At 73.8% G+C, this 23,478-nt stretch carries 20 protein-coding genes and 1 tRNA gene; 15 read left to right on the top strand and 6 right to left on the bottom strand.

Going from position 1 to position 23,478, the window contains the following annotated elements:
* Positions 1-13: 13 nt before the first annotated feature.
* Both AVL61_RS15275 and AVL61_RS15270 read left to right on the top strand, forming a co-directional pair.
* A complete protein-coding gene (locus tag AVL61_RS15275; RefSeq protein WP_058875185.1) occupies positions 14-301 on the top strand; it encodes a hypothetical protein in 288 nt (95 codons plus the stop codon).
* Between the two features lie 164 nt (positions 302-465).
* On the top strand, positions 466-1,248 hold the full coding sequence (locus tag AVL61_RS15270) for a metal-dependent hydrolase (protein ID WP_058875184.1): 783 nt from the start codon (positions 466-468) through the stop codon (positions 1,246-1,248).
* A 4-nt stretch (positions 1,249-1,252) separates the two neighbouring features.
* On the opposite strand, the gene AVL61_RS15265 is transcribed toward AVL61_RS15270, so the two are convergent.
* Positions 1,253-2,110 (bottom strand): formate/nitrite transporter family protein, encoded by an 858-nt coding sequence (locus AVL61_RS15265; protein WP_058875183.1) that lies wholly within the window; start codon positions 2,108-2,110, stop codon positions 1,253-1,255.
* Between the two features lie 148 nt (positions 2,111-2,258).
* Here AVL61_RS15265 and AVL61_RS15260 point away from each other — a divergent pair.
* Positions 2,259-2,345 (top strand) — tRNA-Leu (locus tag AVL61_RS15260).
* Between the two features lie 64 nt (positions 2,346-2,409).
* Here AVL61_RS15260 and AVL61_RS15255 read toward each other — a convergent pair.
* Positions 2,410-3,597 carry a M14 family zinc carboxypeptidase gene (locus AVL61_RS15255; protein ID WP_058875182.1) on the bottom strand — a complete coding sequence of 396 codons (1,188 nt, stop codon included), beginning with the start codon at positions 3,595-3,597 and terminating at the stop codon, positions 2,410-2,412.
* A gap of 299 nt (positions 3,598-3,896) precedes the next feature.
* Between AVL61_RS15255 and serA the strand changes: the two genes are divergently transcribed.
* The 3 genes from serA (at position 3,897) to AVL61_RS15240 (ending at position 9,201) form a co-directional block, all read left to right on the top strand.
* On the top strand, positions 3,897-5,093 hold the full coding sequence (gene serA, locus AVL61_RS15250; RefSeq protein WP_058875181.1) for a phosphoglycerate dehydrogenase: 1,197 nt from the start codon (positions 3,897-3,899) through the stop codon (positions 5,091-5,093).
* 54 nt (positions 5,094-5,147) lie between these two features.
* Positions 5,148-8,156, top strand: coding sequence for a glycosyl hydrolase family 65 domain-containing protein (locus AVL61_RS15245; protein ID WP_058875180.1), 3,009 nt, complete (start codon positions 5,148-5,150; stop codon positions 8,154-8,156).
* A 157-nt stretch (positions 8,157-8,313) separates the two neighbouring features.
* Complete coding sequence (locus AVL61_RS15240; RefSeq protein WP_058875179.1) at positions 8,314-9,201, top strand: endonuclease/exonuclease/phosphatase family protein; 888 nt, start codon at positions 8,314-8,316, stop codon at positions 9,199-9,201.
* 93 nt (positions 9,202-9,294) lie between these two features.
* Here the strand turns inward: AVL61_RS15240 and AVL61_RS15235 are convergent, their stop codons facing one another.
* A complete protein-coding gene (locus AVL61_RS15235) occupies positions 9,295-10,560 on the bottom strand; it encodes a CapA family protein (protein WP_231738442.1) in 1,266 nt (421 codons plus the stop codon).
* Between the two features lie 46 nt (positions 10,561-10,606).
* The gene (locus AVL61_RS15225) at positions 10,607-11,332 is read right to left on the bottom strand and encodes a DUF1028 domain-containing protein (protein WP_082697242.1); all 726 of its coding nucleotides are present in this window, start codon (positions 11,330-11,332) and stop codon (positions 10,607-10,609) included.
* A gap of 241 nt (positions 11,333-11,573) precedes the next feature.
* On the opposite strand from AVL61_RS15225, the gene AVL61_RS15220 reads away from it, so the two are divergent.
* The 6 genes from AVL61_RS15220 to AVL61_RS15195 are packed head-to-tail and all read left to right on the top strand — an operon-like array spanning position 11,574 to position 18,843.
* Positions 11,574-13,112, top strand: a complete 1,539-nt coding sequence (locus AVL61_RS15220) for an ABC transporter substrate-binding protein (protein WP_058875175.1) — start codon at positions 11,574-11,576, stop codon at positions 13,110-13,112.
* The gene (locus AVL61_RS15215; RefSeq protein WP_058875174.1) at positions 13,109-14,065 is read left to right on the top strand and encodes an ABC transporter permease; all 957 of its coding nucleotides are present in this window, start codon (positions 13,109-13,111) and stop codon (positions 14,063-14,065) included. Before AVL61_RS15220 ends, AVL61_RS15215 begins: the two co-directional genes overlap by 4 nt.
* Entirely contained in the window at positions 14,062-15,030 is a 969-nt protein-coding gene (locus tag AVL61_RS15210; protein WP_082697221.1) for an ABC transporter permease, read from the top strand. The genes AVL61_RS15215 and AVL61_RS15210 overlap by 4 nt, the downstream gene beginning before the upstream one ends.
* Positions 15,030-16,067, top strand: coding sequence for an ABC transporter ATP-binding protein (locus AVL61_RS15205; RefSeq protein ID WP_058875173.1), 1,038 nt, complete (start codon positions 15,030-15,032; stop codon positions 16,065-16,067). The genes AVL61_RS15210 and AVL61_RS15205 overlap by 1 nt, the downstream gene beginning before the upstream one ends.
* Complete coding sequence (locus tag AVL61_RS15200) at positions 16,064-17,176, top strand: ABC transporter ATP-binding protein (protein WP_058875172.1); 1,113 nt, start codon at positions 16,064-16,066, stop codon at positions 17,174-17,176. Before AVL61_RS15205 ends, AVL61_RS15200 begins: the two co-directional genes overlap by 4 nt.
* Positions 17,177-17,214: 38 nt before the next feature.
* Positions 17,215-18,843, top strand: a complete 1,629-nt coding sequence (locus AVL61_RS15195) for an SLC13 family permease (protein WP_058875171.1) — start codon at positions 17,215-17,217, stop codon at positions 18,841-18,843.
* Positions 18,844-18,870: 27 nt separating this feature from the next.
* Here the strand turns inward: AVL61_RS15195 and AVL61_RS15190 are convergent, their stop codons facing one another.
* Both AVL61_RS15190 and AVL61_RS15185 read right to left on the bottom strand, forming a co-directional pair.
* Positions 18,871-19,638, bottom strand: coding sequence for an endonuclease/exonuclease/phosphatase family protein (locus AVL61_RS15190; protein ID WP_058875170.1), 768 nt, complete (start codon positions 19,636-19,638; stop codon positions 18,871-18,873).
* Positions 19,639-19,721: 83 nt separating this feature from the next.
* The gene (locus tag AVL61_RS15185) at positions 19,722-20,285 is read right to left on the bottom strand and encodes a Dps family protein (protein WP_058875169.1); all 564 of its coding nucleotides are present in this window, start codon (positions 20,283-20,285) and stop codon (positions 19,722-19,724) included.
* 245 nt (positions 20,286-20,530) lie between these two features.
* Here AVL61_RS15185 and AVL61_RS15180 point away from each other — a divergent pair, with 245 nt between their 5' ends.
* From AVL61_RS15180 to AVL61_RS15170, 3 genes are all read left to right on the top strand, one after another.
* On the top strand, positions 20,531-20,755 hold the full coding sequence (locus AVL61_RS15180) for a hypothetical protein (protein ID WP_058875168.1): 225 nt from the start codon (positions 20,531-20,533) through the stop codon (positions 20,753-20,755).
* 25 nt (positions 20,756-20,780) lie between these two features.
* On the top strand, positions 20,781-21,329 hold the full coding sequence (locus tag AVL61_RS15175) for a hypothetical protein (protein ID WP_058875167.1): 549 nt from the start codon (positions 20,781-20,783) through the stop codon (positions 21,327-21,329).
* 73 nt (positions 21,330-21,402) lie between these two features.
* Positions 21,403-23,439, top strand: a complete 2,037-nt coding sequence (locus AVL61_RS15170) for an NADPH-dependent 2,4-dienoyl-CoA reductase (RefSeq protein WP_058875166.1) — start codon at positions 21,403-21,405, stop codon at positions 23,437-23,439.
* Positions 23,440-23,478: the final 39 nt, after the last annotated feature.

Here is a 23,478-nt window from a genome sequence, read left to right as displayed (position 1 = left end):
GAAGACTGGGGCCATGACCGACCTGCAGTGCCCGGCCACCGCCGTGCTCCTCGACGACGCCGCCCCTCCCCCGCCGTGGACGGCCCGGCTGCGCGTGGCCGAGCGGTTCACGGCCCGCGGCGCCGGGGAGCTGACGTCGCTCGTCGAGGACTCGGCCGACCTGTTCCGCGGGGAGACCTTCGTGGTCGCGGCCCCCGCCGGTGACATCGCGGAGGCACTGCGGCGGCGGGGCATGGGCGGGCGGGCGCCCGTCGTCGTCGAGGTGGACTCCGCGGGGTGGCGGGCCGTGCCCGCCCCCTGACGCGGAGCACGCGGGCCGCGGCGGCCGCGGCGGGGGGACGACGACGGCAGCGGGACCGCCCGCCCGGGCGGTCCCGCTGCGCTGTCCGGGCCGGGCCCTAGGGTTTCCGCTGGTGGTGCCGACCGGCCCGCCGGAACCGGGAGTCCGAGGAGGACGTCGATCTCATGATGGGACCGAGCCATGCGGCCTGCGGGGCGGCCGCGTGGGTGGCGCTGACCGCCGACTACCAACTGCGCCTGCAGGAGCTCACCGTCCCGATCGGCTGGGGGGTCCTGGACGTCGGCGACACCGGTGTGCTCACCGGCGCGCTCGTCACCGCCGGGGCGGCGCTGCTCCCGGACCTCGACCACCCGGACGGGACCGTGGCCCGGTCCCTCCGCCCGCTGTCCACGTGGCTGGCCCGCGGGATCTGCCGGCTCGCCGGCGGCCACCGGCGGGGCACCCACTCCCTGCTGGGGGTGGCGGTGTTCACCGCGCTGGCGGCCGCGGCGCAGAAGATCGGGATCCCGGTGGAGGGCCTGGGCTGGGTGTGGCCGCTCGCCGCGGTGATGTCCGTGCTGCTCATCGCCTTCGCGGTGCAGGTGCTCGCCTTCGTGCCGGACCGGGTCGCGAAGCTCAACTGGGTCGTGGGGATCGGGCTGGGCGTCGTCGTGGGGCTGCACCCGCCCGCGCACGAGTGGTGGTTCCCGGCGGCCGTGGCCACCGGGGTGGTCGCCCACCTCGCCGGGGACCTGGTGACCACGCGCGGGATCCACCTGCTCTATCCCCTGCGCATGCCCCTGCCCCTGCCCCGGTCGGTGTACAAGAACCGCTCCTTCCTCACGGTGCCGCTGATCGGCAACGCCGGCTCGGCCGCGGAGATCGCGCTGCTCGCCCCGATCACCCTCTTCGCCCTGACGGGCCTGTGGGGGGCGTTCGCCCTGACCACCGGGCTCGTGGTCGGCTGAGCCCTCAGACCACCCGTCCGTCCTCGGCGTGCCGGCGGTTCTGCTCCGCGCGCTCCTTCTTGATCAGCTCGAGCGTGCGGACGAGCCGCGGCAGGGTGATGACGACGAGCCCGCCCACCATGTTCAGCGGGATGACCCACAGCATCCACAGCAGCCAGTCCGTGTAGGAGATGTCCGCGCCCGCGTGCATCGCCCCGAAGATGATGGCCGAGTTCAGCGCTCCGTGCAGCATGCCCAGGCCGACGACCAGCAGGCCGTCGATGAGCGCGATGAAGGTGTGCACCACCTCGCTGCCCGAGCCCTGGGCCATCCGCGTGCCGAGCGTGATGGTGCTGCCGGCCAGCAGCGCCAGGGCGGCCGACTCCAGGGTCAGCCCGCCCTCCAGGTACTGCCTCGCCGACTTCTCCAGGGTGTCGTGGAACTGCGGGAACCCCGCCACCACGAACCACGTGAACAGCCATCCGCCCAGGAGGTTGGTCAGCAGGGTCACCGTCCAGAAGCGTCCCAGCTGCAGCCAGGTGCTGTGCCGGGAGACGACCGCGTAGATGGGCACCAGGAAGTTCTCCGTGAACAGCTCCGAGTGGGCGAGCTGCAGGGCGAGCAGGCCGAAGCCGAACGCGGCCCCGGCCAGCAGGTCGGAGCCCGTGGCCTCCTTGACCGCCAGGTAGGCGAGGATGCCCACGCCCACGTCGATGCCGCCGAACAGCCCGGTGATGGCCAGCGCCCGCCACGTGCGGGTCAGGCGCTCCGCGCCCTCGGTGACGGTGTTGTCGAACTCCTCGACCAGTTCGTCCTCGAGCGGCTCGTCGGTCCGCCCCAGCTCCTTGCGCTTCTCCTCGAGATTGCTGCTGTCCGGTTCCATCCGCGCTCCCTGTGTGCCGTCGTCGGTCCCTGCCCGGGATGCGGCAAGCTTACTGACGGACGACCGGCGGTCGCCGATTGGCCATCGGGGACGAGTCCGGGTAGGCTTGTCGTCGTTGCCCACAGCGGTCCGCCGCGGTGGTCGACGAGCGCGAGTGGCGGAATAGGCAGACGCGCACGGTTCAGGTCCGTGTGCCCGAGAGGGCGTGGGGGTTCAACTCCCCCCTCGCGCACCACGCAGGCGGGGCGGGACATCCGAGAGGATGTCCCGCCCCGCCTTTTCCGTGCCCCGGCCCGGTGTCAGCCGCCGACCGGGAGGAGGCCCGCGTAGTCGGTCTGGTAGCCCGTGACCGGGGCGTGCGGGATCTCGTCCCAGCGCTCCGGGTCCTCCTGCTGGACCTCGCCGGTGGCCAGGCCGAGCAGCAGCTCCTCGAGCGCCAGCACGTTCTGCCGCACGCTCTTGCCGCGGGCCTTCTGGCCGAGGCTGCCGTCCGAGGAGTTGCCCGAGGTCTCGAAGAACACCACCGGGTGGGAGTGCCCCTCGGGGTTGAGCCCGCCGTGGTCCAGGCCGAGCATCATCGCCGAGACGACGCCGCCCTTGATGTCGATCTCGTGGCTGCCGCCGACCTGGTAGCGGTCGATGTTGACGAAGCCGTACTTCGAGAGCTCGTCGTAGACGTGCACGTTCATCTGCCGGGTGAGCCGGTCGTAGGCCCCGCCCTCGAGCCCGGGCAGGGTCGGACCGCCGGGGGCGAGGGAGATGCCCAGGGACAGGGTGACGTCGTCGCCGGTCCCGTACTCCTTCTTGAGCCCCTGGTGGTGGATGTCCACGCCCCACGCCGGGTCGACGGTCGTCCAGTACTCGTAGAACGCGCGGGACTCGTCGGCCGCGAAGCCCTCGGCCGTCCAGTCGCGGTTGAGGTCGATGCGCTGCGGGGTCCCGCCCTCCGGCGCGCCGGAGACCTGGTCCCACAGGACGGTGTGCCGGATGTTGGCCTCGGCGCCGTCCGGGTTGTACATGGGGATGACGTGGAAGGTGAACGTCGAGCGCAGCAGCTCGTACTCGGCCGAGCCGTTGGTGCCGAGGTCCTTGAGCAGGCTCAGCAGGGAGTCGGTGCCGTAGGGCTCGTTGCCGTGGATGCGGCCCTGCAGCCACACGTGCTCTTCGCCCGAGCCGACGGTCGCGACCCACAGGTCCCGGCCCTGCTCGGAGGTGCTCACCGCCGTCCCGGCCTCCGCCAGGGTGAAGGCGTCCACGCCGTAGCGGCTGGTCCGCTCGAGCTTCTGCAGCTCCTGCACCACGTCGTCGGGGGTCAGGATGCTGGAGGTGCTGGTCCGCCCCTCCGTGGAGGGGAAGTTCGCGTCCGCGGCGGCGGGGGCGGCCGCGCCGAGGGGAAGGGCTGCGGCGAGCGCGAGCGCCGCCGCGGTCCGGCGCCGGCGGCGCGGACGGTCCGTGGCGCGTGCGGGGTCCTGGTGCTGAGGGATCACGTGCTGGTCCTCCTGGGGGATGAGGCTGGCTCCGGCGCGGCACGGGCCGCGCCGGAGCGGGGGGTGGTGGTGATGCTAATCACGATCGCACACGTCCGTCACCGGCCGGCGGACAACAGTGGAAGTACTGCTCGATAGCGCGCCGGCCCGGAGCGGAACGTCCACGGGCTCCGCACCGGCCGGCCGGCGTCCGCGCGCCCCTCGGGCTCCGCGAGGGCGGGGTGATGTGCACCACATCCGCCCCCGGGGTGACGCCCGGCGTCGTCGGCGCCCGCGCCGGAGCCATAGACTGGGTCACTGTGAAAGCACTGCTCCTGGAGAACGTCCACCCCGAGGCCGAACGCATCCTGTCCGAGAGGGGCATCGAGGTCGAGACCCGCAAGGGCGCCCTCGACACCGGAGAGCTCGTCGAGGCCCTCGAGGGCGTCGAGCTGCTCGGGATCCGGTCGAAGACCCACGTGACCCGGGAGGTGTTCGAGGCCCACCCGCAGCTGCTGTCCGTGGGCGCCTTCTGCATCGGCACGAACCAGATCGACCTCGCGGCCGCCACCGAGCACGCCGTGACGTGCTTCAACGCGCCCTACTCCAACACCCGGTCCGTGGTGGAGCTCGCGATCGCCGAGATCATCTCGATGGCCCGGCACCTCACCGACAAGAACAAGGCCATGCACGAGGGCGTGTGGGACAAGTCCGCCAAGGGCGCCCACGAGGTCCGCGGCCGCACCCTCGGGATCGTGGGCTACGGCAACATCGGCTCCCAGCTGTCCGTGCTCGCCGAGACCCTCGGCATGCGCGTCTACTACTACGACGTCGTGGACCGCCTGCCGCTGGGCAACGCCCAGCGCTGCGACACGCTGGAGGAGCTGCTGGAGCGGGTCGAGACCGTCTCCCTGCACGTGGACGGCCGCTCGAGCAACAACAACCTCTTCGGCCGGGAGCAGTTCGAGCGGATGCGCCCCCGGTCCCTGTTCCTCAACCTGTGCCGGGGCATGGTGGTCGACTACAACGCGCTGCGGGACGCCCTGGTCAGCGGGCACATCGCCGGCGCCTCCGTGGACGTCTTCCCCAACGAGCCCAAGGTGGCCGGGGACCCGTTCAGCTCGGTGCTGCAGGGCCTGCCCAACGTGATCCTCACCCCGCACATCGGCGGCTCCACGCAGGAGGCGCAGGTGGACATCGGGCGGTTCGTGGCCGGGAAGCTCTCGTCCTTCGTCACCTCGGGCTCCACGACCCTGTCGGTGAACATGCCGCAGGTCCAGCTGGACACCGCCGTCAGCGGCACCCGCATCCTGCACCTGCACCGCAACGTCCCCGGCGTGCTGGCGACCGTCAACAGCGTCCTGGGCGGCCACGGCATCAACATCGACCGCCAGCAGCTGTCCACCCGCGGGGACACCGGCTACCTCGTGACGGACGCCGGCAACGGCGTGACCCGGGAGGTCATCGAGCAGATCCTGGGGCTGCCCGAGACCATCCGCCTGAGCACGATCAACTGACCCCCGCGCGGCCCGCCTCCGGCACCTGACGGAGGCAGGTGGCACAATGACCGCATGAGCGGCGTCCTGGAGCAGCCTGCCGTCCACGGCAGGAGCACCTACGGAGCGGTGGTGCTCGCCCTCGCGCCGTCGGGGACGGCGCCCGGCCCCGACGACGCCGCCCGCGCGGGCGAGGACCCCGCCCCCGTCCCGATACCCCCGATCGGCGGCCGGCACCCGCGCCACGGGGCCGACGCCGCCGAGCTCTTCGCCCGTCTGCACACCGAGGGCGTGCTCACCGCGCTGATCACCACCCACCCGGAGCTGCCCGAGGGGCCTCCGGCGGACATCGTGGTCGCGGCCGAGCCCGCACCGGAGGGGGCCTCGCGCCCGGGCGGGCCGGACCGGCACCCGCCGGCCGCGTCCCTGCTGCTCGCCTCCCGCCGGCTCGCGGTGGAGCCCGAGCACATCGTGGTGGTCAGCGACAGCGACCGCCTGCTCCGGGCCGCCGTGGCCCACGGCTTCGGGCTCGTCGTGGGGCTCGACGGCGCGGGCCGGCGGGGCCGGCTCCTCGCCGCCGGCGCCCACCTCGTGGTGGACAGCCTGACGGACCTCGACATCCCGCTGGCCGCGTCCCCCGAGGACACGGAGTGGGGCGGCGGCTCCGGCGGGGACAGCCCGTGGAACCTGACCTACTCGTGCCTCGACCCGCCGCGCGAGGGGATGCGGGAGTCGCTGTGCACCCTCGGCAACGGGTACATGGCGGTGCGCGGCGCCGCGTGCGAGTCCCGGGCCGGCGGGAGCCACTACCCCGGCACCTACCTCGCGGGCGTCTACAACCGGCTGCGCTCCGAGGTCACCGGCCTCGTCCTGGAGCACGAGGACCTCGTCAACGCCCCCAACTGGCTGCTGGTGCAGTACCGCGTCCAGGACGGCTACTGGTTCGAGCCCGCCCCGGAGAACGTGCTGGAGCACCACCAGGACCTCGACCTGCGCACCGGGGTGCTGACCCGCGCCCTGCGCTTCCGGGACGAGGCCGGGCGCACCACCCGTGTGACCACCCGCCGGTTCGTCTCCCAGGACCAGCGGCACCTGGCCGGCCAGGAGACGGTCTTCGAGGCCGAGGACTGGAGCGGGACCCTGACCGTGCGCAGCCTCGTGGACGCCGACGTCCACAACCGCAACGTCGCGGACGACGCCGCCCTGTCCGGCCGCCACCTCGACGACGCCCTCCTCGAGGACCTGGGCCACGGCACCGTGCGGGTCCAGGCCACCACGTCCCAGTCCGGCGTCCGGATCGCCGTGGCCGCCCGCACCCGCGTGCTCCGCAGCGGCTCCCAGGACCGGCTGCTCTCCCGGGTCCCGGCCCGGCCGGCCCCCGGCGTGGTGGGCCACGAGCTGCGGCTGCGGATGGACCCCGGCCGGGCCGTGCGAATCGAGAAGGTCGTGGCCCTGGTGACCTCGCAGGACCGGGCGATCTCCACGCCCGCGCTCGCCGCGACCACGCTGCTGGAGCGGGCGGGCGGCTTCGACGAGCTGCTCTCCGCGCACGTGGTGGCGTGGCAGGCCCTGTGGTCGGCGTTCGCCGTGGCCACCGACACCGGCGGTCAGCAGGGCCTGGCCGTCAACCTCAACACCTTCCACGTGCTGCAGTCGGTGGCGGCCGCGCACCCGGACCTGGACGCCGGCGTCCCGCCCCGCGGGCTGCACGGCGAGGGCTACCGCGGCCACGTGTTCTGGGACGAGATGTTCGTCTACCCCATGCTCACCCTCCGGCGCCCCGAGTGGACCCGGGCGCTGCTCGCCTACCGGTACCGGCGCCTGCCCGAGGCGCGGGCGGCCGCCCGCGCGGCCGGCCACGAGGGCGCCATGTTCCCGTGGCAGAGCGGCAGCGACGGCCGGGACGAGACCCCGCGGGCGCTGTTCAACCCCCGCACCGGCCGGTGGATCCCCGACCACTCGCGGCTGCAGCGCCACGTGGGGCTGGCGGTGGCGCACAGCGTGTGGCACTACTACCAGGCCACCGGCGACACCCGCTTCCTGATCGAGGAGGGCGCCGAGCTCGTGGTGGAGATCGCCCGGTTCTTCGCGAGCCTGGCCGTGCACGACCCCGAGGACGACCGGTGGGTGATCACCGGGGTGATGGGCCCGGACGAGTTCCACGACGGCTACCCCGGCGCCCCGGGGTCGGGGCTGCGCAACAACGCCTACACGAACGTCATGACGGCCTGGCTGCTCGCGCGGGCGGCCGAGATGGTCGAGCGCCTCGGCCAGGACTACGGCGGCCCCCTGTGGCGGCGCCTCGGCCTGCGGGAGGACGAGCTGGCCCGCTGGGAGCAGATCCGCACGCGCCTGCGCGTCCCGTTCCTGGCCGACGGCGTCCTCGCCCAGTTCGAGGGCTACGAGGAGCTGCCGGAGTTCGCGTGGGAGGACTACCGGGCCCGCTACGGGTACATCGGCCGCCTCGACCTCATCCTGGACGCCGAGGGGCTGTCCACGAACGACTACCGGCTGGCCAAGCAGGCCGACGTCCTGATGCTCCTGTACCTGTTCTCCGCGGAGGAGCTGCGGGAGCTGCTGGGGCAGATGGGCTACGACTTCCCGGCGGAGGCGGTCCGGGCCACCGTGGCCTTCTACTGCGACCGGTCCTCGCACGGGTCCACGCTCTCCGACGTGGTGCACTCCTGGGTCGAGGCCCGCCGGGACCGGCGCAGCTCCTGGTCCTTCCTGACGCGGGCGCTCAACAGCGACCTCGTCGACGCCCAGGGGGACACCGTCCGCGAGGGCGTGCACCTGGGCGCCATGGCCGGCTCCGTGGACATCCTCACCCGCTGCTACACGGGCCTGGAGGTGCGGGACGACATGCTGTGGCTGCACCCGGCGATCCCGCCCGAGCTGCCCAGGGTGTCCTTCTCGATCAGCTACCGGAACCAGCCCATCCAGGTCGAGGTCACCCGTTCCGCGCTGCGGCTCTACCTCGGTCCGGGCCCCGCGGAGCCCGTGCGCGTGTGCGTGGACGGCCGGGTCCACGAGCTCGCGGCCGGGCAGATCCGGCAGTTCCCCGTGGCGGCCTCCGATGCCTGAGCCGTGCACCGGCAGCCACGGGGCCGCGTCCCCCGTGGCGGACGCCGCGAATTCATCCGACGGCCACCCGGGGTTCCCCTGCGGTGGCTCCGCGGTCGGACCGCCCGGTCCACCATGGGACCACGACGCCCCCGCACTCCCCCACCCTGGAGCAGTGATGTCACCAGACACCGTCCTTCTCGACCGTTGCACGACTCCCGGCGTCGCCGATCCCGCGGCGCCGCTCATCGGGCCCGCCACGGGCCGCGCCCTGCACGTGATGAGCTACAACATCCGCTTCCACCACAGCGGCACGCGCACCGGGGAGCCGGACCACTGGCCCGACCGCGCGCCCCGGCTGGCGCGGCTGCTGCAGCTCGAGCAGCCCACGCTCCTCGGGGTGCAGGAGGCCCTGCACCACCAGCTGCCGGCGGTGGAGCAGGCGCTGCCCGCCGGCTACCGGATGGTCGGCTACGGCCGCGCCGGGGGCAGCAAGGGCGAGTACTCCGCGATCTTCTACGACGCACGGCGCCTGGAGCTGCTGGAGTGGGACCAGTTCTGGCTCTCCGACACCCCGGAGCTCATCGGCTCGACCACGTGGGGCAACGACATCCCCCGGATCGTCACCTGGGGCCGCTTCCTGGACCGCGGCACCGGCGCCGAGCTCGTGCTCGTCAACACCCACTTCGACCACGACTCCGAGAACGCCCGGGACCGCAGCGCGGAGGCCCTGGTCGATCTCGTGCACAGCTTCCGCCCGCACACCCCCACCGTGGTCACCGGGGACTTCAACGCGGTGGCGGAGGACTCCGGGGCCTACACCACGCTCGTGGGCTCCGGGGTGCTCGAGGACACCTGGGCTGCCGCCGAGGAGCGGCTCACCCCCGAGTGGGGCACCTTCCCGGACTACCGCGAGGCGGTGCTGGGCGAGGAGCGCATCGACTGGGTGCTGGCCAGCCCCGACGTCCGGGTGAGCCGCAGCGCGATCAACCCGGCCCGCTTCGCCGGGGGCCATCCCAGCGACCACGCCCCGGTGCAGGCGCTCGTCGCCCTCGGCGAGGACTGAGCGCCGCGGCCCCGCGGGGCGCTGCGGTTCCGCGGGGTGCCGCGGCCCCGCGGGGCGCCGTGGTTCCGCGGGGTGCCGCGGTCCTGCAGGGCGCTATGGCCCCGCGGGACGCTGCGCTCCTGCGGGGTCCTGCGGTCCCGCGGGAGAGAGCGTGAGCGGGCGCCACGGGCGGGCGCCGTCGGCCTCGGCGCCCATCGCCCCCACGGTGCGCGCGGTGCGGGCCAGGGACGCCGCGTCCTCCTCCCGCGAGCGGCAGACGTCCTCGGCCGGCAGCGCGCACCACCGGATCGGGTCGAGGGTGAGGATGTGCGGGGTCCACACCGGGTCGCCCGCGACCCACTGCCCGTCCTCACGGGTGAAGGACATGCTGACCGTCAGGCCCTCGTTGTTCACCGGCACCCGGGTGGCGTGCTCCGAGAGGCTGTTGCCCAGCCCGTGCACGATCCAGGTGTCGCCGTGCTTCTCGATCGGCAGCACCGAGTGCGTGTGGTGGCCGTAGACGAAGTCGAACTCCCCGCTGTCGGCGAGCGCGTGCGTGACCTCGAGCTGCTGCCGGTCGGGTGCCGAGGAGTACTCCTGCCCGGCGTGCACCGCGGCCAGCACGATCTCCGCCCCCGCCTGCCGGGCCCGGCGCGCCTTGCCGACCATCTCGGGCACGTCCAGCAGGTCCACGCGCCACGCGGCGTCCGGCACGTTGCCGTTGAGCCCGTAGGTCCCCGTCACGAGCCCGACACGCACGCCGCCGGCGTCCAGCACCAGCGGCTCCTGCGCGTCCTGCGCCGAGCGGTACGTGCCGGTCGTGGCGATGCCGGCGTCCGCCAGGACGTCGAGGGTCCGTTCGAGGCCCTCCGGGCCGGCGTCCAGGGCGTGGTTCGTGGCCGTGGTGCACGCGTCGTAGCCGATCTCCGCCAGTGCCGGGACGATCTGCGGCGGCACCTCGAACGAGGGGTAGCCGGAGAAGGGCCCCCCGGGCGCGGCGAGCGGGGTCTCCATGTCGCAGACCGCGAGGTCGGCGCCCTCCGTGAACGGGCGCAGGCCCTCCACCAGCGGGCCGAAGTCCAGCTCCCCGCCCCCGTCGGCCTCGGCCTGCGCCCACAGCCCCGGGTGGAGCAGGACGTCGCCCGTGACCACGACCTCCACCCGGTCCGGAGCCGCCGCCGGGCCCGGCGTCGAGGACGCGGCCGCCGTGGTGGACGGGGACGGCGTCGAGGACGGGGACGACGCCCCGGCGCCGTCCGGGGCGGTCCCCGCCGGCTGCGGGGAGCAGCCGGCGAGGACCGTGGCTCCCGTGAGGAGGAGCGCGGCCAGCCCCGCTGCGGGGCCGCGGCGCACCGGCGGGAGCGGAGCTCGAGTGGTCATGGACCGAGGGTAGGCCACCCGGCGGGGGCCGCCCACCCCGGGCCGGTCAGGACAGGACCGTGGACCAGAGCCCCTCGTCCTCGGGCCGGTGCGGGACCTCGGTGCTGGGCACCACCTCGGCGGGCGCCGGGTGGGCCCGGCCCTTCAGGGCGAGCATCTCCTCGAGGTCGTCCAGCGGGGTGGGCGAGTTGTCGGCGCGCAGGTCGACGTCGAGCAGCACGGGGTACTGGAAGCCGGCGAGCGTGTCGGCCACGAGCACCGCGGCGCTCTGCTGCCCCCGGCTGTCGCCGCCCGCGTCCTGGCCCGCGCGCAGGCAGGCCAGCAGCGCCCGCCCCATCTGGGTGCTGGTGGGCCCCGGCACCGCGAGCGCCTCGTCCATCGCGGCGCGCATCGCCTCGACGACCTCCGGGCCGGTCAGGTAGTTGCCGATCACCACGAAGTCCGCCCCGGCCACGCCCCCGGCCCACGGCGTGCACAGGCTGCCGGTGAGGTGCGCCCCGGGCCCCGCCACGGGCAGGACCGCCACCTGGCGCAGCGCCAGGTCGGGGTCGGCGTCGGTGAGAGCCGCGATCGCCTCCTCGGCCGTGCCCCCGTGGTGCAGGGTGCGGAGCATCTCGAAGCGCAGCCGCCGGTTGGTCCACGCCTGGGAGGCCACCACCCCGGCGGTGGGCACGAGGGCCGGCACGGCGTTGCCCACGGCGAGCGAGCAGCTCGCCGTGGCGGCCCCGAGCAGACGGGAGTCCGCGCTCCGGGCGATCACGGTGTAGGTCACGATCACCTCCTGGCCGTCACGTCCGTGACGACCGGTTCCTTGTCGATGGCTGTCCCCGCGCTGACCGGGGCGGACGCCGCCCGTCCCGGCACGCCGGTGCCGCGGGTGTGGTGGTGGGCAGTCCCGGATGCATAGGGTGGGACGACACCCACGACCGGGTGCGCACCGGCAGGGCGGCCGAACGGGGCACCCGCCGGGTCCTCCCGGGCGGACGGCTCATTCCTACCACCGGAGGCGGCGGATGGCACGCGGAGCACGGATCGTCGCGCTGGGAGGTGCCGTGTGCCTCGCCCTAGGCGCCTGCTCCGCGGGCGAGGGCGTGGACCTGGCGGGGGCCGGCGAGGTCGACACCGACGACTACCTCAGGGTGGCCATCGCCGGGGAGCCCGACCAGCTCGACCCGCACAACACGAGCGCCTACTTCTCCTTCCAGATCCTCGAGAACGTCTACGACACCCTGGTGCAGCCCGACGAGAACCTCGAGATGCAGCCCGCCCTCGCCGAGTCCTGGGAGGTCAGCGAGGACGAGCTCTCCTGGACGTTCCGCCTCCGGGAGGGCGTCACGTTCCACGACGGCTCCGCGTTCACGGCCGAGGACGTCGTGTACTCCTACGACCGGATCATCGACGAGCAGCTGGCCAACGCCTACCGCCTCTCCGCCGTCGAGGACGTCGTCGCGGTGGACGAGCACACGGTGCGCATCGACGTGTCCCAGCCGACCCCCGCGCTGCTCGCCGCGATCGGCGGGTACAAGGGCATGGCCATCGTCGAGCGGCAGAACGTGGAGAGCGGGGACGTCCAGCTCGACCCGGTGGGCACGGGACCGTTCGAGGTGGTGGGCAACTCCGCGAGCACGGCCGTGACCCTGCGGGCCAACGAGGACTACTGGGGTGAGGGCCCCCACGTCCCCGGGGTCGTCTACCGGTTCATCTCGGAGGGCACCACGGCGCTCGCGGACCTCACCGCCGGGGAGGTGCACTGGACCGACTCCATCCCGCCGCAGCGAGTGAACTCGCTGCGGCAGAACCCCGACGTCGAGGTCGCGAGCGTCCCCTCGACGGACTACTGGTACGTGACCATGAACCAGCAGCGCCCGCCCTTCGACTCCCTCGACGCACGCCTGGCCGTCGCCCACGCCATCGACCGGGAGGCCATCGCCCAGGTCACCTGGTACGGCAACGCCACCGTGAACCAGACCGCGGTTCCCGAGACGTCCGTCTGGCACCACGAGTACGCGCCGTTCGAGCAGGACCTGGACCGCGCCCGCGAGCTCGCCGAGAGCTCGGGCCTGGCCGGGGAGACCGTCGACCTCATGGTCACCAACGAGTTCCCGGAGACGGTCACGGCGGCCCAGGTGATCGCCGCCAACCTCTCCGAGATCGGGGTCGCCACGGACATCCGCACCCTCGACTTCGCGACCTGGCTCGACGAGCAGGCCCGCGGGAGCTTCGACATGCTGCTCCTGGGCTGGCTCGGCAACGTGGACGTCAACGACTACTACTACAACCAGCACCACTCCGAGGGCTCGAACAACGCCCAGGGCTACAGCAGCCCCGAGGTCGACCGGCTCCTGGACGCGGGGCGCACCGAGACCGACGAGGACGCCCGCAAGGAGTTCTACGACCGGGCGGCGGAGCAGATCGTGGACGACGCCAGCTACGTCTACCTCTACAACCCCGACGTGGTCCAGGCGTGGGTCCCCGAGCTGGAGGGGTACGAGCCCCGGCCGGACCGGGCCGTCCGGTTCAACGACGTCCGGCTCGAGGAGGACCCGGAATGACCAGCCCGTTCCTGAGATTCCTCGTCAAGCGCCTGCTGCACACCGCGGTGGTGCTCCTCGGCGTGCTGGTCGTGGTCTTCGCCCTCCTCCAGCTCGTCCCCGGGGACCCCGTGCGGGTGGCCCTCGGCACCCGCTTCACCCAGGAGTCCTACGACGCGCTGCGGGAGGCGTCCGGACTCGACCGGCCCCTGCTCGTGCAGTTCTTCGCCTACATCGGCAACGCCCTGACCGGGAACCTCGGGGTGAGCTTCCGCAGCGGCGAGCCGGTCACCCTCATCCTGCTGGACCGGCTGCCCGCCACGGTGTCCCTCGGCCTCGCCGGCATCACGATCGCGCTGCTCATCGCGTTCCCGCTCGGCACCTGGGCGGCCCTGCGCCGCGGCTCCGCGGCCGACGGCGGGATCCGGGCCGTGAGCCAGTTCGGCGTCTCGGTCCCCGACTTCTGGCTCGGCCTGCTCCTGATCATCGTGTTCTCCACGATGCTGGGGCTGCTGCCGCCGTCCGGGTACGTGCCCTTCACGGAGGACCCGTGGGGCTGGCTCCAGCGGGTGGTCCTGCCGGGGCTCGCCGTGGGCGTGGTCTCCGGGTCCATCATGACCCGGTACGTGCGCTCCGCGGTGCTCGACGTCGTCGGCTCCAACTACGTGCGCACCGCCCGGTCCAAGGGCCTGCCCCGCCGCACGGTGGTCGGCCGGCACGTGCTGCGCAACGCGCTCGTGCCGATCCTCACGGTGGCCGGGGTCCAGGCCGCCACGATGCTCGGCGGGCTCATCGTCATCGAGGTGGTCTTCGCGTGGCCGGGTCTGGGCCGGCTGGTGTTCGACGCCGTCGCGGCCCGCGACTACCCGGTGGTCCAGGGCACCGTGCTGCTGATCGCCCTGATCTTCCTGCTGATCAACCTGCTGGTGGACATCCTGTACGCCGTCGTCGACCCGAGGATCCGTGTGTCATGAGCAGCCCTGAGACGCCCTCGCCCGACCCCCGCGCCCCCGGCGCCGGCAACGGCCGGACCGGGCCCGTCCCGCGGCCCGCCGAGCCGGCGGAGACCCCGGAGGAGGTCAGCCGCACCGGCACCCTGCGGATGCTGGTCTCGAACAAGGTCACGGCCGCCGGCCTGGCCATCCTGGTGCTCGTGGTCCTGCTCGCCGTGCTCGGGCGCTGGATCGCCCCGTACGGGGCGAACGACATCGACGTGGTCAACGCCCTGCAGCCGCCCTCGGGCGCGCACCTGTTCGGCACCGACGAGCTGGGCCGGGACGTGTTCTCCCGCGTGGTGCTCTCCGCCAGGATCTCCCTGACCGTGGGGCTCGTGGCCGTGGGCATCGCCCTGGTGGTCGGGGTGGCCCTGGGCCTCGTGGCCGGCTTCTTCGGCGGCTGGACGGACACGGTGATCATGCGCAGCGCGGACGTGCTCTTCGCGTTCCCCATCCTGTTGCTGGCCATGGCCATCGTGGCCGTCCTGGGCCCCGGGCTGACCACGGCGATGATCGCGATCGGCGTGGTCTACACGCCCATCTTCGCCCGCATCACCCGGGCCTCCACGCTCGCCGTGCGCGAGGAGCTCTACGTCAAGGCCTCCCAGGCCGTCGGGGCGTCCGACGGTCTCATCCTGCGCCGGCACGTGCTGCCGAACATCATGGGGCCCATCACCGTCCAGACCTCCCTCTCGCTGGCCTTCGCGATCCTCTCCGAGGCCGCGCTGTCCTTCCTGGGCCTGGGCGTCCAGCCGCCCGAGCCCTCGTGGGGGCGGATGCTCTACGACGCCCAGGCCTTCATCTACGACGCCTGGTGGATGAGCGTGTTCCCGGGCCTGGCCATCTTCCTCACCGTGCTGGCGTTCAACCTGGTGGGCGACGGCATGCGCGACGTCCTCGACCCGCGCCAGCGGACCGCCGACGAGATCCGCAGGAGCGCCTGATGCGCACGACCGAGCACCGCCGCCCCACCGACCCGGCCGCCGCCGACCCGGACGTGCTGCTCGACGTCCAGGACCTCACCGTCCGGATCGGCCCCGCGGAGATCGTCAACGGCGTGTCCTTCACCGTGCCCCGGGGCGGGACCCTGGGCATCGTGGGCGAGTCCGGGTCCGGCAAGTCCATGACGGTGCTCGCGGCCACCGGCCTGATCGACTCCCCGCCCGCCCGGGTGGGCGGACGGTCCCTGCTGGACGGACAGGACATCGTGACGATGGCTCCCCGGCAGCTGCGCGGCGTCCACGGCAGGCGGGTGGGCTTCATCTTCCAGGACCCCTCCACGTCCCTGAACCCGGTGCTGACCGTGGAGCAGCAGCTCACGGAGGCCCCGCGCTTCCACCTGGGCCTCACCCGCCGCGACGCGCGGCGGCGGGCGCTCGAGCTGCTCGAGGCCGTCGGCATCCCCGACCCCCCGACCCGCCTCTCCTCCTACCCCCACCAGCTCTCGGGCGGGATGAAGCAGCGCGTGATGATCGCCGTGGCCCTGGCCTGCGGCCCCGAGCTGCTCGTGGCGGACGAGCCCACGACCGCGCTCGACGTCACGACGCAGGCCCAGATCCTCGAGCGGGTCAAGGAGCTGCAGGAGTCCCGCGGCATGAGCGTGATCTGGATCAGCCACGACCTCGGTGTGGTCTCGGGCATCGCGGACCGGGTGGCCGTGCTCTACGGCGGGCAGATCGTGGAGTCCGCGCCCCTCGAGGAGCTCTTCACCGACCCCCGCCACCCCTACACCCGGGGCCTCATGGCCTCCCGGCCGCAGACGGCCGGCAGCAAGGGCGAGCTCGCCGTGATCCCCGGCAGCCCGCCGGACCCGAAGCACCTGCCCCAGGGCTGCCTGTTCTGGGACCGCTGCCCCGTGCGCGGGGACCCCCGCTGCGAGACGGAGCGCCCGCCGGAGACCCCGGTGGGCCCGGAGCACGTGGTCCGCACCTTCTACGGCGGGAGCGCGGACGGCACCGACCGGCGAGGAGGCCCCCGATGACCGACGACCACGGGCCGCTGCTCAGCGTGCGGGACCTGCAGGTCCGCTTCCCCGTCACCACCGACCGCGGCAAGGGCGTGGTGCAGGCGGTGGCCGGGATCGACTTCGACGTCCACCGGGGGCAGACGGTCTCCCTGGTGGGCGAGTCCGGCTCCGGCAAGTCCACCGTGGCCAACGCGCTGATGCACCTGGTGGAGCCCAGCGCGGGGACCGTGCTGCTCGACGGCCAGGACATCACCTCCGTGCGGGGCCGTGAGCTCAAGGCCCTGCGGCGGCGGATCGCCATGGTCTTCCAGGACCCGTTCGCGTCCCTGGACCCCCGCCAGCACGTCTCCCGGGCCGTGTCGGAGCCCCTCGAGGTGCACGGCCTCGGCGGGGACAGGGAGGGGCGCCGCCGCCGGGTCGCGGAGCTGTTCGAGCTCGTGGGCCTCTCCCGGCGCTTCCTGGACCGGTACCCGCACGAGCTCTCGGGCGGGCAGCGCCAGCGCGTGTCCATCGCCCGGGCGCTCGCGGGAGAACCGGACCTCGTCATCCTCGACGAGGCGACCGCCTCCCTGGACGTCTCCGTCCAGGCGCAGATCATGAACCTGCTCAACCGGCTGCAGGACGAGCTGGGGCTCACGTACCTGTTCATCGCCCACGACCTCGCCGTCGTGGAGCACATGAGCGACCACGTCCTCGTGATGTACCTCGGCCGGCTCATGGAGGACGGGGACGTCCGGGACCTCTTCGACGCCCCCGCCCACCCCTACACCAAGGCGCTGATGGCCTCCGCCCCGTCCGCCGACCCCGTGGCGGAGCGCCGCCGCCGGACCGCCCCGCTCGAGGGCGAGGTGCCCTCCCCCCTCGACCCGCCGTCCGGGTGCGTGTTCCGCACGCGGTGCCCGTGGGCGGCCGACGAGTGCGCGGAGACCGTCCCGCCGCCCGTCCCGCCACCGGGCACCGGCAGCAGCCCCCCGGCGGGGCGGCAGACCTCACGGGAGCACCTCGCCGCCTGCATCCGGCTGCCGGTGGTGCAGGCCACCAGCGGAGAGACCCCAGCCGCGGCCGGCAGCCGCACGGGCTCCCGGCGCACCGCGCCGTGGGCCGGCGGGACGTCCGGAACATGACGCACCGCGCACCCACCACGAGCACACCTGGAGGAGACATGGGCAGCACGCCATCGGCCGGCGGACCCCGCCTGGAGGACGACGCCCCGGGACCCGGCCACGCGCAGGAGAGCGACCACCGGTCGCCGGGAGAACGGGCCCCCGCGGAGCACCACAAGACCCACCGGATCAAGTGGAGCGGGCTCGTCGCAGGACTGGTCCTGGCGCTGCTGATCTACGTGCTCCTGCCCGCGGACCTGGCCCAGCACGCCCGGCTCACGGCCGCCACCGCCGGGCTCATGGGCGTGTGGTGGATGACGGAGGCCATCCCGATCCCGGCCACCGCCCTGCTGCCGCTGATCATCTTCCCCGTGCTCGCGCCGGACGTGGCCGTGGACGACGTCGGCGCCTCCTACGGGAGCAACATCATCTTCCTCTTCATGGGCGGGTTCCTCCTGGCCCTGGCGATGCAGCGCTGGAACCTGCACCGGCGGATCGCCCTGCGCACCGTGCGGGTCATGGGCACCAAGCCGGCCCAGATGGTGGCCGGCTTCATGATCGCGACCGGCTTCCTCAGCATGTGGGTCTCCAACACCGCCACGGCCGTCATGATGATCCCCATCGGCGTGTCCGTCCTGCTGCTGCTGCCCAACCTGATGGCCGACGCCGCCGCCGAGGCCGGCGCCGCCGACACCGACCTGGCGGGCGCCGACCCGCAGAGCGCGGAGGTGAAGGAGGCCGTCATCGCCTCGAACTTCGGCACCGCCCTGATGCTCGGCATCGCCTACGCCGCGTCCATCGGCTCCCTCGGCACGATCATCGGCACCCCGCCGAACACCCTGATGGTCGGCTACCTCCAGGAGGCCCACGACATCACCGTGGGCTTCGGCCAGTGGATGCTCGTGGGCGTGCCGCTGTCCGTGGTCATGCTCGCGATCGCCTGGTTCCTGCTCACCAAGGTGCTGTTCAAGCCGGAGATCGACGAGATCCCCGGCGGCCGGAAGCTGATCGACAACGAGCTGCACAAGCTCGGACCCATGTCGACCGGCGAGAAGCTCGTGCTGGCGATCTTCGCGCTGGCGGCCTTCAGCTGGGTGTTCGTGCCCGTGATCTTCGACTCCCCGCCGATCAGCGACGCCGGGATCGCCATGGTCGTGGGGCTGCTGCTGTTCCTGCTGCCCGCCGGCGCCGAGCGCGGCGTCCGGCTGCTGGACTGGGAGTCCGCGGTCAAGCTGCCCTGGGGCGTGCTGCTCCTGTTCGGCGGCGGGCTGGCGCTGTCCTCCCAGTTCTCGGGCTCCGGGCTCACCGAGTGGATCGGCGCCCAGGTCGAGGCGCTGGGCGCCGTGCCCGTCCTGGTGCTGGTCCTGGTCGTGGCCGCCGGCGTGATCTTCCTGACGGAGCTCACCAGCAACACGGCCACGGCGGCCACGTTCCTGCCGGTGGCCGGGGGCGTGGCCCTCGGCCTGGACATGGACCCGATGCTGCTGGCCATCCCGGTGGCCCTGGCGGCGACGTGCGCGTTCATGCTGCCGGTGGCCACCCCGCCCAACGCCATCGCCTTCGGCTCCGGCTACGTGACGATCGGCCAGATGATCCGGGGCGGGCTGTGGCTGAACGTCGTGGGCGTCGTCCTGATCACCCTCGTGACGATGACCCTCGGCCTGTGGGTGTTCGGCATCGTGTACTGACCGGCCCGCGCACCGGCGGCCCCGTCCTCAGCCGGCGGGGCCGTCGTCGTGCTCGAGCTCGGCCAGCACCGGGAAGTGGTCCGAGGCCCAGACCCCGCGCGGGCGCTCGGCCAGGACACGGGAGTCGAGGACGCGGACCCGGCCGCCGTACAGGATCCAGTCCAGGCGCGGGGTCCGGGCACGGGGCCGCCGGTAGCGGTGGAAGGTCCCCGCGGCGTCGGCCGGCAGGGTGTCCCGCAGCCCGCCGGCGAGCGCGGCGTCCCAGGTGCGGGACCGGCCGGCGGCCGCGTTCATGTCCCCGAGGACCAGCAGGGGCCCGTCCCCGCCGACGAGCCGGCGCTGCAGCGCGGCGAGCTGGCGCAGCCGGCTGTGCTCCGGCCACGGGTCGAGGTGGGTCGCGACCGCCCGCCAGGCCACCCCCGTGCGCCGGTCCGTGAGCTCGGCCAGCACCAGGGTGCGGGGGAAGAGGTCGCCCGGCCACTTCGACCCGGGGAGCTCCGGCTGCGGGGACAGCCACCGCTGCTCCCAGTGCTCGATGCCGAAGCGCGCCGTGTCCACGGCCAGCAGGCACCGCTCACCGCGGCCGTCGGCGTCCCGCCCTCCCCCCAGCAGGACGTGGTCCGCCCCCAGGGCCTGCTGCAGGTGGTGCAGCTGCTGCGGGTGGACCTCCTGGAGGGCGGCCAGCTCCGGCCGGTGGGTCCGGAGCACCGCGCGCACCGCGGGCGCCCGGGTGAACCACGCGTCCGGCGCCACCCGCCGGTACCTCTCCAGGGGACGGCGGACGTTGAAGGTCATGGCCGTGAACGCGCCCCGGCCCCGCGGACCACGGGGGTCCACGGGGCCGGGACGGGCGGGGGCTGCCACGATCGCGGGGCGGGCTACTGCGCGGCGGACTCCGCCGCGCCCCGCTCCGTGCGGGCGCCGCCGTGCTGGAGGTCGCCACCGCTGTTCTCGAGGTGCGCGCGCATGAACCACTGGAAGAGCTCGAGCTCCCGGACCTGGCCGATGAGCATGTCCTCGGTGATCGGGTCGAGCTCGCCGACCTTCTGGATCGCGTCGCGGTGGTCCTCGATCACGCCGTTGTAGACGAGGTCGAGGGCGGCGAGGTGCTCCACGCCGGTGGCGCGGTGGACCGAGTAGTCATCCCAGGTGCGGGCCCGGACGAGGTCGCCGGGCAGGCCGCTGGGGCCCACGCCCATGGTCGCCATGCGCTCGGCGAGCTCGTCCACGAAGCCGCGCACGAGCTCGATCTGCGGGTCCAGCATCTCGTGGACGGAGATGAAGTTGGGGCCCACCACGTTCCAGTGGGCGTGCTTGAGCGTGAGCTGGAGGTCGTTGAGGGCGTGCAGGCGCTGCTGCAGCGTCTGGGCGACCTCGTGACCGTTCTCGGTGGACAGACCGGGCACGGTGTAGGGGGCGGTGCGCTGGTTCGGGGTGGCCATGGGTTCGTCTCCTGCTTCCGGCCGCCGCCGGGCGGCGGCCTTGATCGACAACGATGAATGCCCCGCCGGAGCGGGCCTCTGCGTCCCACTATGGCACGACACCCCCAGACTGTCAGCACCCTGTTGATTCGCTGAGCGCGATATCCGCGTCCCGGCCCGCCGGCGTCGCCGGCCGGGGCCGCACCGGTGCCGGCACCGCCGCGGCGGCCCTTGCCAGGACCGGGAGCCGCTGGTTGGCTGGGGCCATGGACACGACTCCCGGATCCGGCGACCAGCTCCCCGACGACCCGCACCTGGCCGACGACGTCGGCGTGCCGGACACCCCGGCCCGCGACCTCGACACGGCGCAGGACCCGCTGGGCCAGACCAACGCCGGCCAGCGCGTCCCGAGCGCGGGCGACGCCGCCGACCCCGCCGACCCGGACTTCGGCGCCGGGGCGGGCGGCCCCGGCCCCACGGCCGGGGACTGACCCGGCGCGGCGGCGCCACGGCCCCGTGAGCACCCGCGGCATCAGCACGGAGGGGATCGCCCGGGCCACCGGCGTCCCGTGGGAGACCTGGACGGCGCGGCTCGAGGAGCTCGGCGCCCGGGAGATGAGCCACGCCGAGGTCGCCCGCCGCGTGGCGGAGCAGCTGGACGGCGTCGTCGAGAACCACGAGTGGTGGGGCCAGTCCGTCGCGGTGGCCTGGGAGCAGCACACGGGAGCCCGCCGCCCCGGCCAGGCCGCGGACGGCAGCTTCGGGCTGAGCGCGAGCCGCACGGTGGCCGGCACCCCGGACGAGGCGCTCGCCCGGTGGGCCGAGCTCATGGCGGGGCGCACGGAGGTCCGCGGCGTCCCGTTCCGGCAGCCGCCCACCACCGCCGCGACCGAGAGGTGGCGCTACTGGCGCGTGCGGCTCGCCGACGGGACCCGGGTCGCCGCGACCATCGGCGCCAGGGGGAACGGCCGCGCCACGGTGGCCCTCACGCACCAGGGGCTGGCCTCCGCCGACGACGTCGCGCGGTGGCGCACGACCTGGAAGGACCTGCTGGCCCGCCTCTGAGGCCGCGCCGCGCTTGTGAGGCGGCTCACTCCTCGCCTACGGTGACCCAAGTACCTGAGACGAGGAGTATCACATGACCGTGCCCTATCCGCGCCTGCTCGCGCCCCTGGACCTGGGCTTCACCACCCTGCCCAACCGGGTGCTCATGGGGTCGATGCACACCGGCCTCGAGGAGCTGCCCGGAGGGTTCGAGCGCCTCGCGGAGTTCTACGCGGAGCGGGTGCGCGGCGGAGTGGGGCTCATCGTCACCGGCGGCATCGGACCGAACCCCGAGGGCGCCACGCACGCCGGCGGGGCCGTGCTGAGCACGCCCGAGGAGGTGGCCCGGCACCGCACGGTCACGGATGCCGTGCACGCCGAGGGCGGGAGGATCGCCCTGCAGATCCTGCACGCCGGCCGCTACGCGAGGACGCCCGACGCCGTGGCGCCGAGCCCGCTGCGCGCCCCCATCAGCCCCGTGGTCCCGCACGAGCTGAGCCCGGAGGAGATCGAGCGGACCGTCGAGGACTTCGCCCGCACCGCCGCGCTCGCCCGGGAGGCCGGCTACGACGGCGTGGAGGTGATGGGCTCCGAGGGCTACCTCATCAACGAGTTCGTCGCCGCCGAGACCAACCACCGCACCGACCGGTGGGGCGGGTCCTTCGAGAACCGGATGCGCCTGCCCGTGGAGATCGTCCGCCGCGTGCGGGAGCGCACCGGTCCGGAGTTCATCCTGGTCTACCGCCTCTCCATGCTGGACCTGGTCCCGGGCGGCTCCACGCTGGAGGAGGTCGTGACGCTGGCCCGGGCGGTCGAGGCCGCCGGCGCCACCCTGCTCAACACCGGCATCGGCTGGCACGAGGCGCGCATCCCCACCATCGCCACGGTGGTCCCCCGCGGCGGCTTCTCGTGGGTGACGCGCCGGCTCAAGGGCGAGGTCTCGATCCCCCTGGTCGCCGTCAACCGCATCAGCACCCCGGAGACCGCGGAGCGGATCCTGGCGGACGGGGACGCGGACATGGTCTCCCTGGCCCGGCCCCTGCTCGCGGACCCGGACTTCGTGGCCAAGGCCGCGGGCGGCCGGCCGGACACGATCAACACGTGCATCGCGTGCAACCAGGCGTGCCTGGACCACACCTTCGCGGGCCGGACCGCGTCCTGCCTGGTCAACCCCCGGGCCGGGCACGAGACCCTGCTGCGCCTGGGCCCCACCCGCCGCGCCGAGCGGATCGGCGTGGTCGGCGCGGGCCCCGCCGGGCTGGCCTTCGCCGTCAACGCCGCGGAGGCCGGGCACGCCGTGACCCTCTTCGAGGCGGAGGACCGGATCGGCGGGCAGTTCCTCATGGCCCTGCGCATCCCCGGCAAGGAGGAGTACGCGGAGACGCTGCGCTACTACGGCGTGCGGCTCGCCGAGCTGGGCGTGGACGTGCGGCTCGGGACGCCGGCCGGGCCCGGGCACCTGGGCGGCTTCGACCGGCTCGTGCTCGCCACGGGCGTGCAGCCCCGCGTGCCCGCGATCGAGGGGGTCGACCACCCGTCGGTCGTGGGCTACCGGGACGTCCTGCACCACGGGGCGCCCGTGGGCCGCCGGGTGGCCGTCCTCGGGGCCGGGGGCATCGGCTTCGACGTCGCCGAGTTCCTCCTGCACTCCCCGGGCGCGGACTTCTACCGCGCGTGGGGGGTCGACACGACGCTGTCCGCCCGGGGCGGCCTGGCCGCGCCGTGCCCCGACCGGCCCGCGCGCGAGGTGACGCTGCTGCAGCGCTCCCCCGGCAAGCTCGGGGCCGGGCTGGGCCGCACGACCGGCTGGATCCACCGGGCCTCGCTCCGGGCCGGGGGCGTCCGCACCCTGAGCGGGGTGGCGTACCGGCGGATCGACGACGACGGGCTGCACCTCACCGTGCCGGGAGCCGACGGCACGGAGCCGGCCGAGCGGGTCCTGCCGGTCGACACCGTGGTGCTGTGCACCGGCCAGGAGCCGCTGCGGGAGCTGCACGACGCGCTGCTCGACGCCGGCCACGACACCGGCGCCGTCCCGGTGCACCTCATCGGCGGGGCCGACGTGGCCGCCGAGCTGGACGCCAAGCGGGCGATCCGGCAGGCCACGGAGCTCGTCGCCGCCCTGGGCTGACTGTGAGGATTCCTTTTGCAGCCTGATGGTGCTGGGCTG

Source organism: Kocuria rosea subsp. polaris (assembly GCF_001483755.1).
GTDB lineage: Bacteria > Actinomycetota > Actinomycetes > Actinomycetales > Micrococcaceae > Kocuria > Kocuria cellulosilytica.
Note: the sequence above shows the minus strand (reverse complement) of the source record. Positions and strands in the feature narration are given on the sequence as shown.

Excerpts from the sequence above, each read along its gene's own strand:
- AVL61_RS15275 (WP_058875185.1), top strand. The coding sequence starts at position 14 with ATGACCGACCTGCAGTGCCCGGCCACCGCCGTGCTCCTCGACGACGCC.
- AVL61_RS15270 (WP_058875184.1), top strand. The coding sequence starts at position 466 with ATGATGGGACCGAGCCATGCGGCCTGCGGGGCGGCCGCGTGGGTGGCG.
- AVL61_RS15265 (WP_058875183.1), bottom strand. The coding sequence starts at position 2,110 with ATGGAACCGGACAGCAGCAATCTCGAGGAGAAGCGCAAGGAGCTGGGG.
- AVL61_RS15245 (WP_058875180.1), top strand. The coding sequence starts at position 5,148 with ATGAGCGGCGTCCTGGAGCAGCCTGCCGTCCACGGCAGGAGCACCTAC.
- AVL61_RS15240 (WP_058875179.1), top strand. The coding sequence starts at position 8,314 with ATGTCACCAGACACCGTCCTTCTCGACCGTTGCACGACTCCCGGCGTC.
- AVL61_RS15235 (WP_231738442.1), bottom strand. The coding sequence starts at position 10,560 with ATGACCACTCGAGCTCCGCTCCCGCCGGTGCGCCGCGGCCCCGCAGCG.
- AVL61_RS15220 (WP_058875175.1), top strand. The coding sequence starts at position 11,574 with ATGGCACGCGGAGCACGGATCGTCGCGCTGGGAGGTGCCGTGTGCCTC.
- AVL61_RS15215 (WP_058875174.1), top strand. The coding sequence starts at position 13,109 with ATGACCAGCCCGTTCCTGAGATTCCTCGTCAAGCGCCTGCTGCACACC.
- AVL61_RS15210 (WP_082697221.1), top strand. The coding sequence starts at position 14,062 with ATGAGCAGCCCTGAGACGCCCTCGCCCGACCCCCGCGCCCCCGGCGCC.
- AVL61_RS15205 (WP_058875173.1), top strand. The coding sequence starts at position 15,030 with ATGCGCACGACCGAGCACCGCCGCCCCACCGACCCGGCCGCCGCCGAC.
- AVL61_RS15200 (WP_058875172.1), top strand. The coding sequence starts at position 16,064 with ATGACCGACGACCACGGGCCGCTGCTCAGCGTGCGGGACCTGCAGGTC.
- AVL61_RS15195 (WP_058875171.1), top strand. The coding sequence starts at position 17,215 with ATGGGCAGCACGCCATCGGCCGGCGGACCCCGCCTGGAGGACGACGCC.
- AVL61_RS15190 (WP_058875170.1), bottom strand. The coding sequence starts at position 19,638 with ATGACCTTCAACGTCCGCCGTCCCCTGGAGAGGTACCGGCGGGTGGCG.
- AVL61_RS15185 (WP_058875169.1), bottom strand. The coding sequence starts at position 20,285 with ATGGCCACCCCGAACCAGCGCACCGCCCCCTACACCGTGCCCGGTCTG.
- AVL61_RS15180 (WP_058875168.1), top strand. The coding sequence starts at position 20,531 with ATGGACACGACTCCCGGATCCGGCGACCAGCTCCCCGACGACCCGCAC.
- AVL61_RS15170 (WP_058875166.1), top strand. The coding sequence starts at position 21,403 with ATGACCGTGCCCTATCCGCGCCTGCTCGCGCCCCTGGACCTGGGCTTC.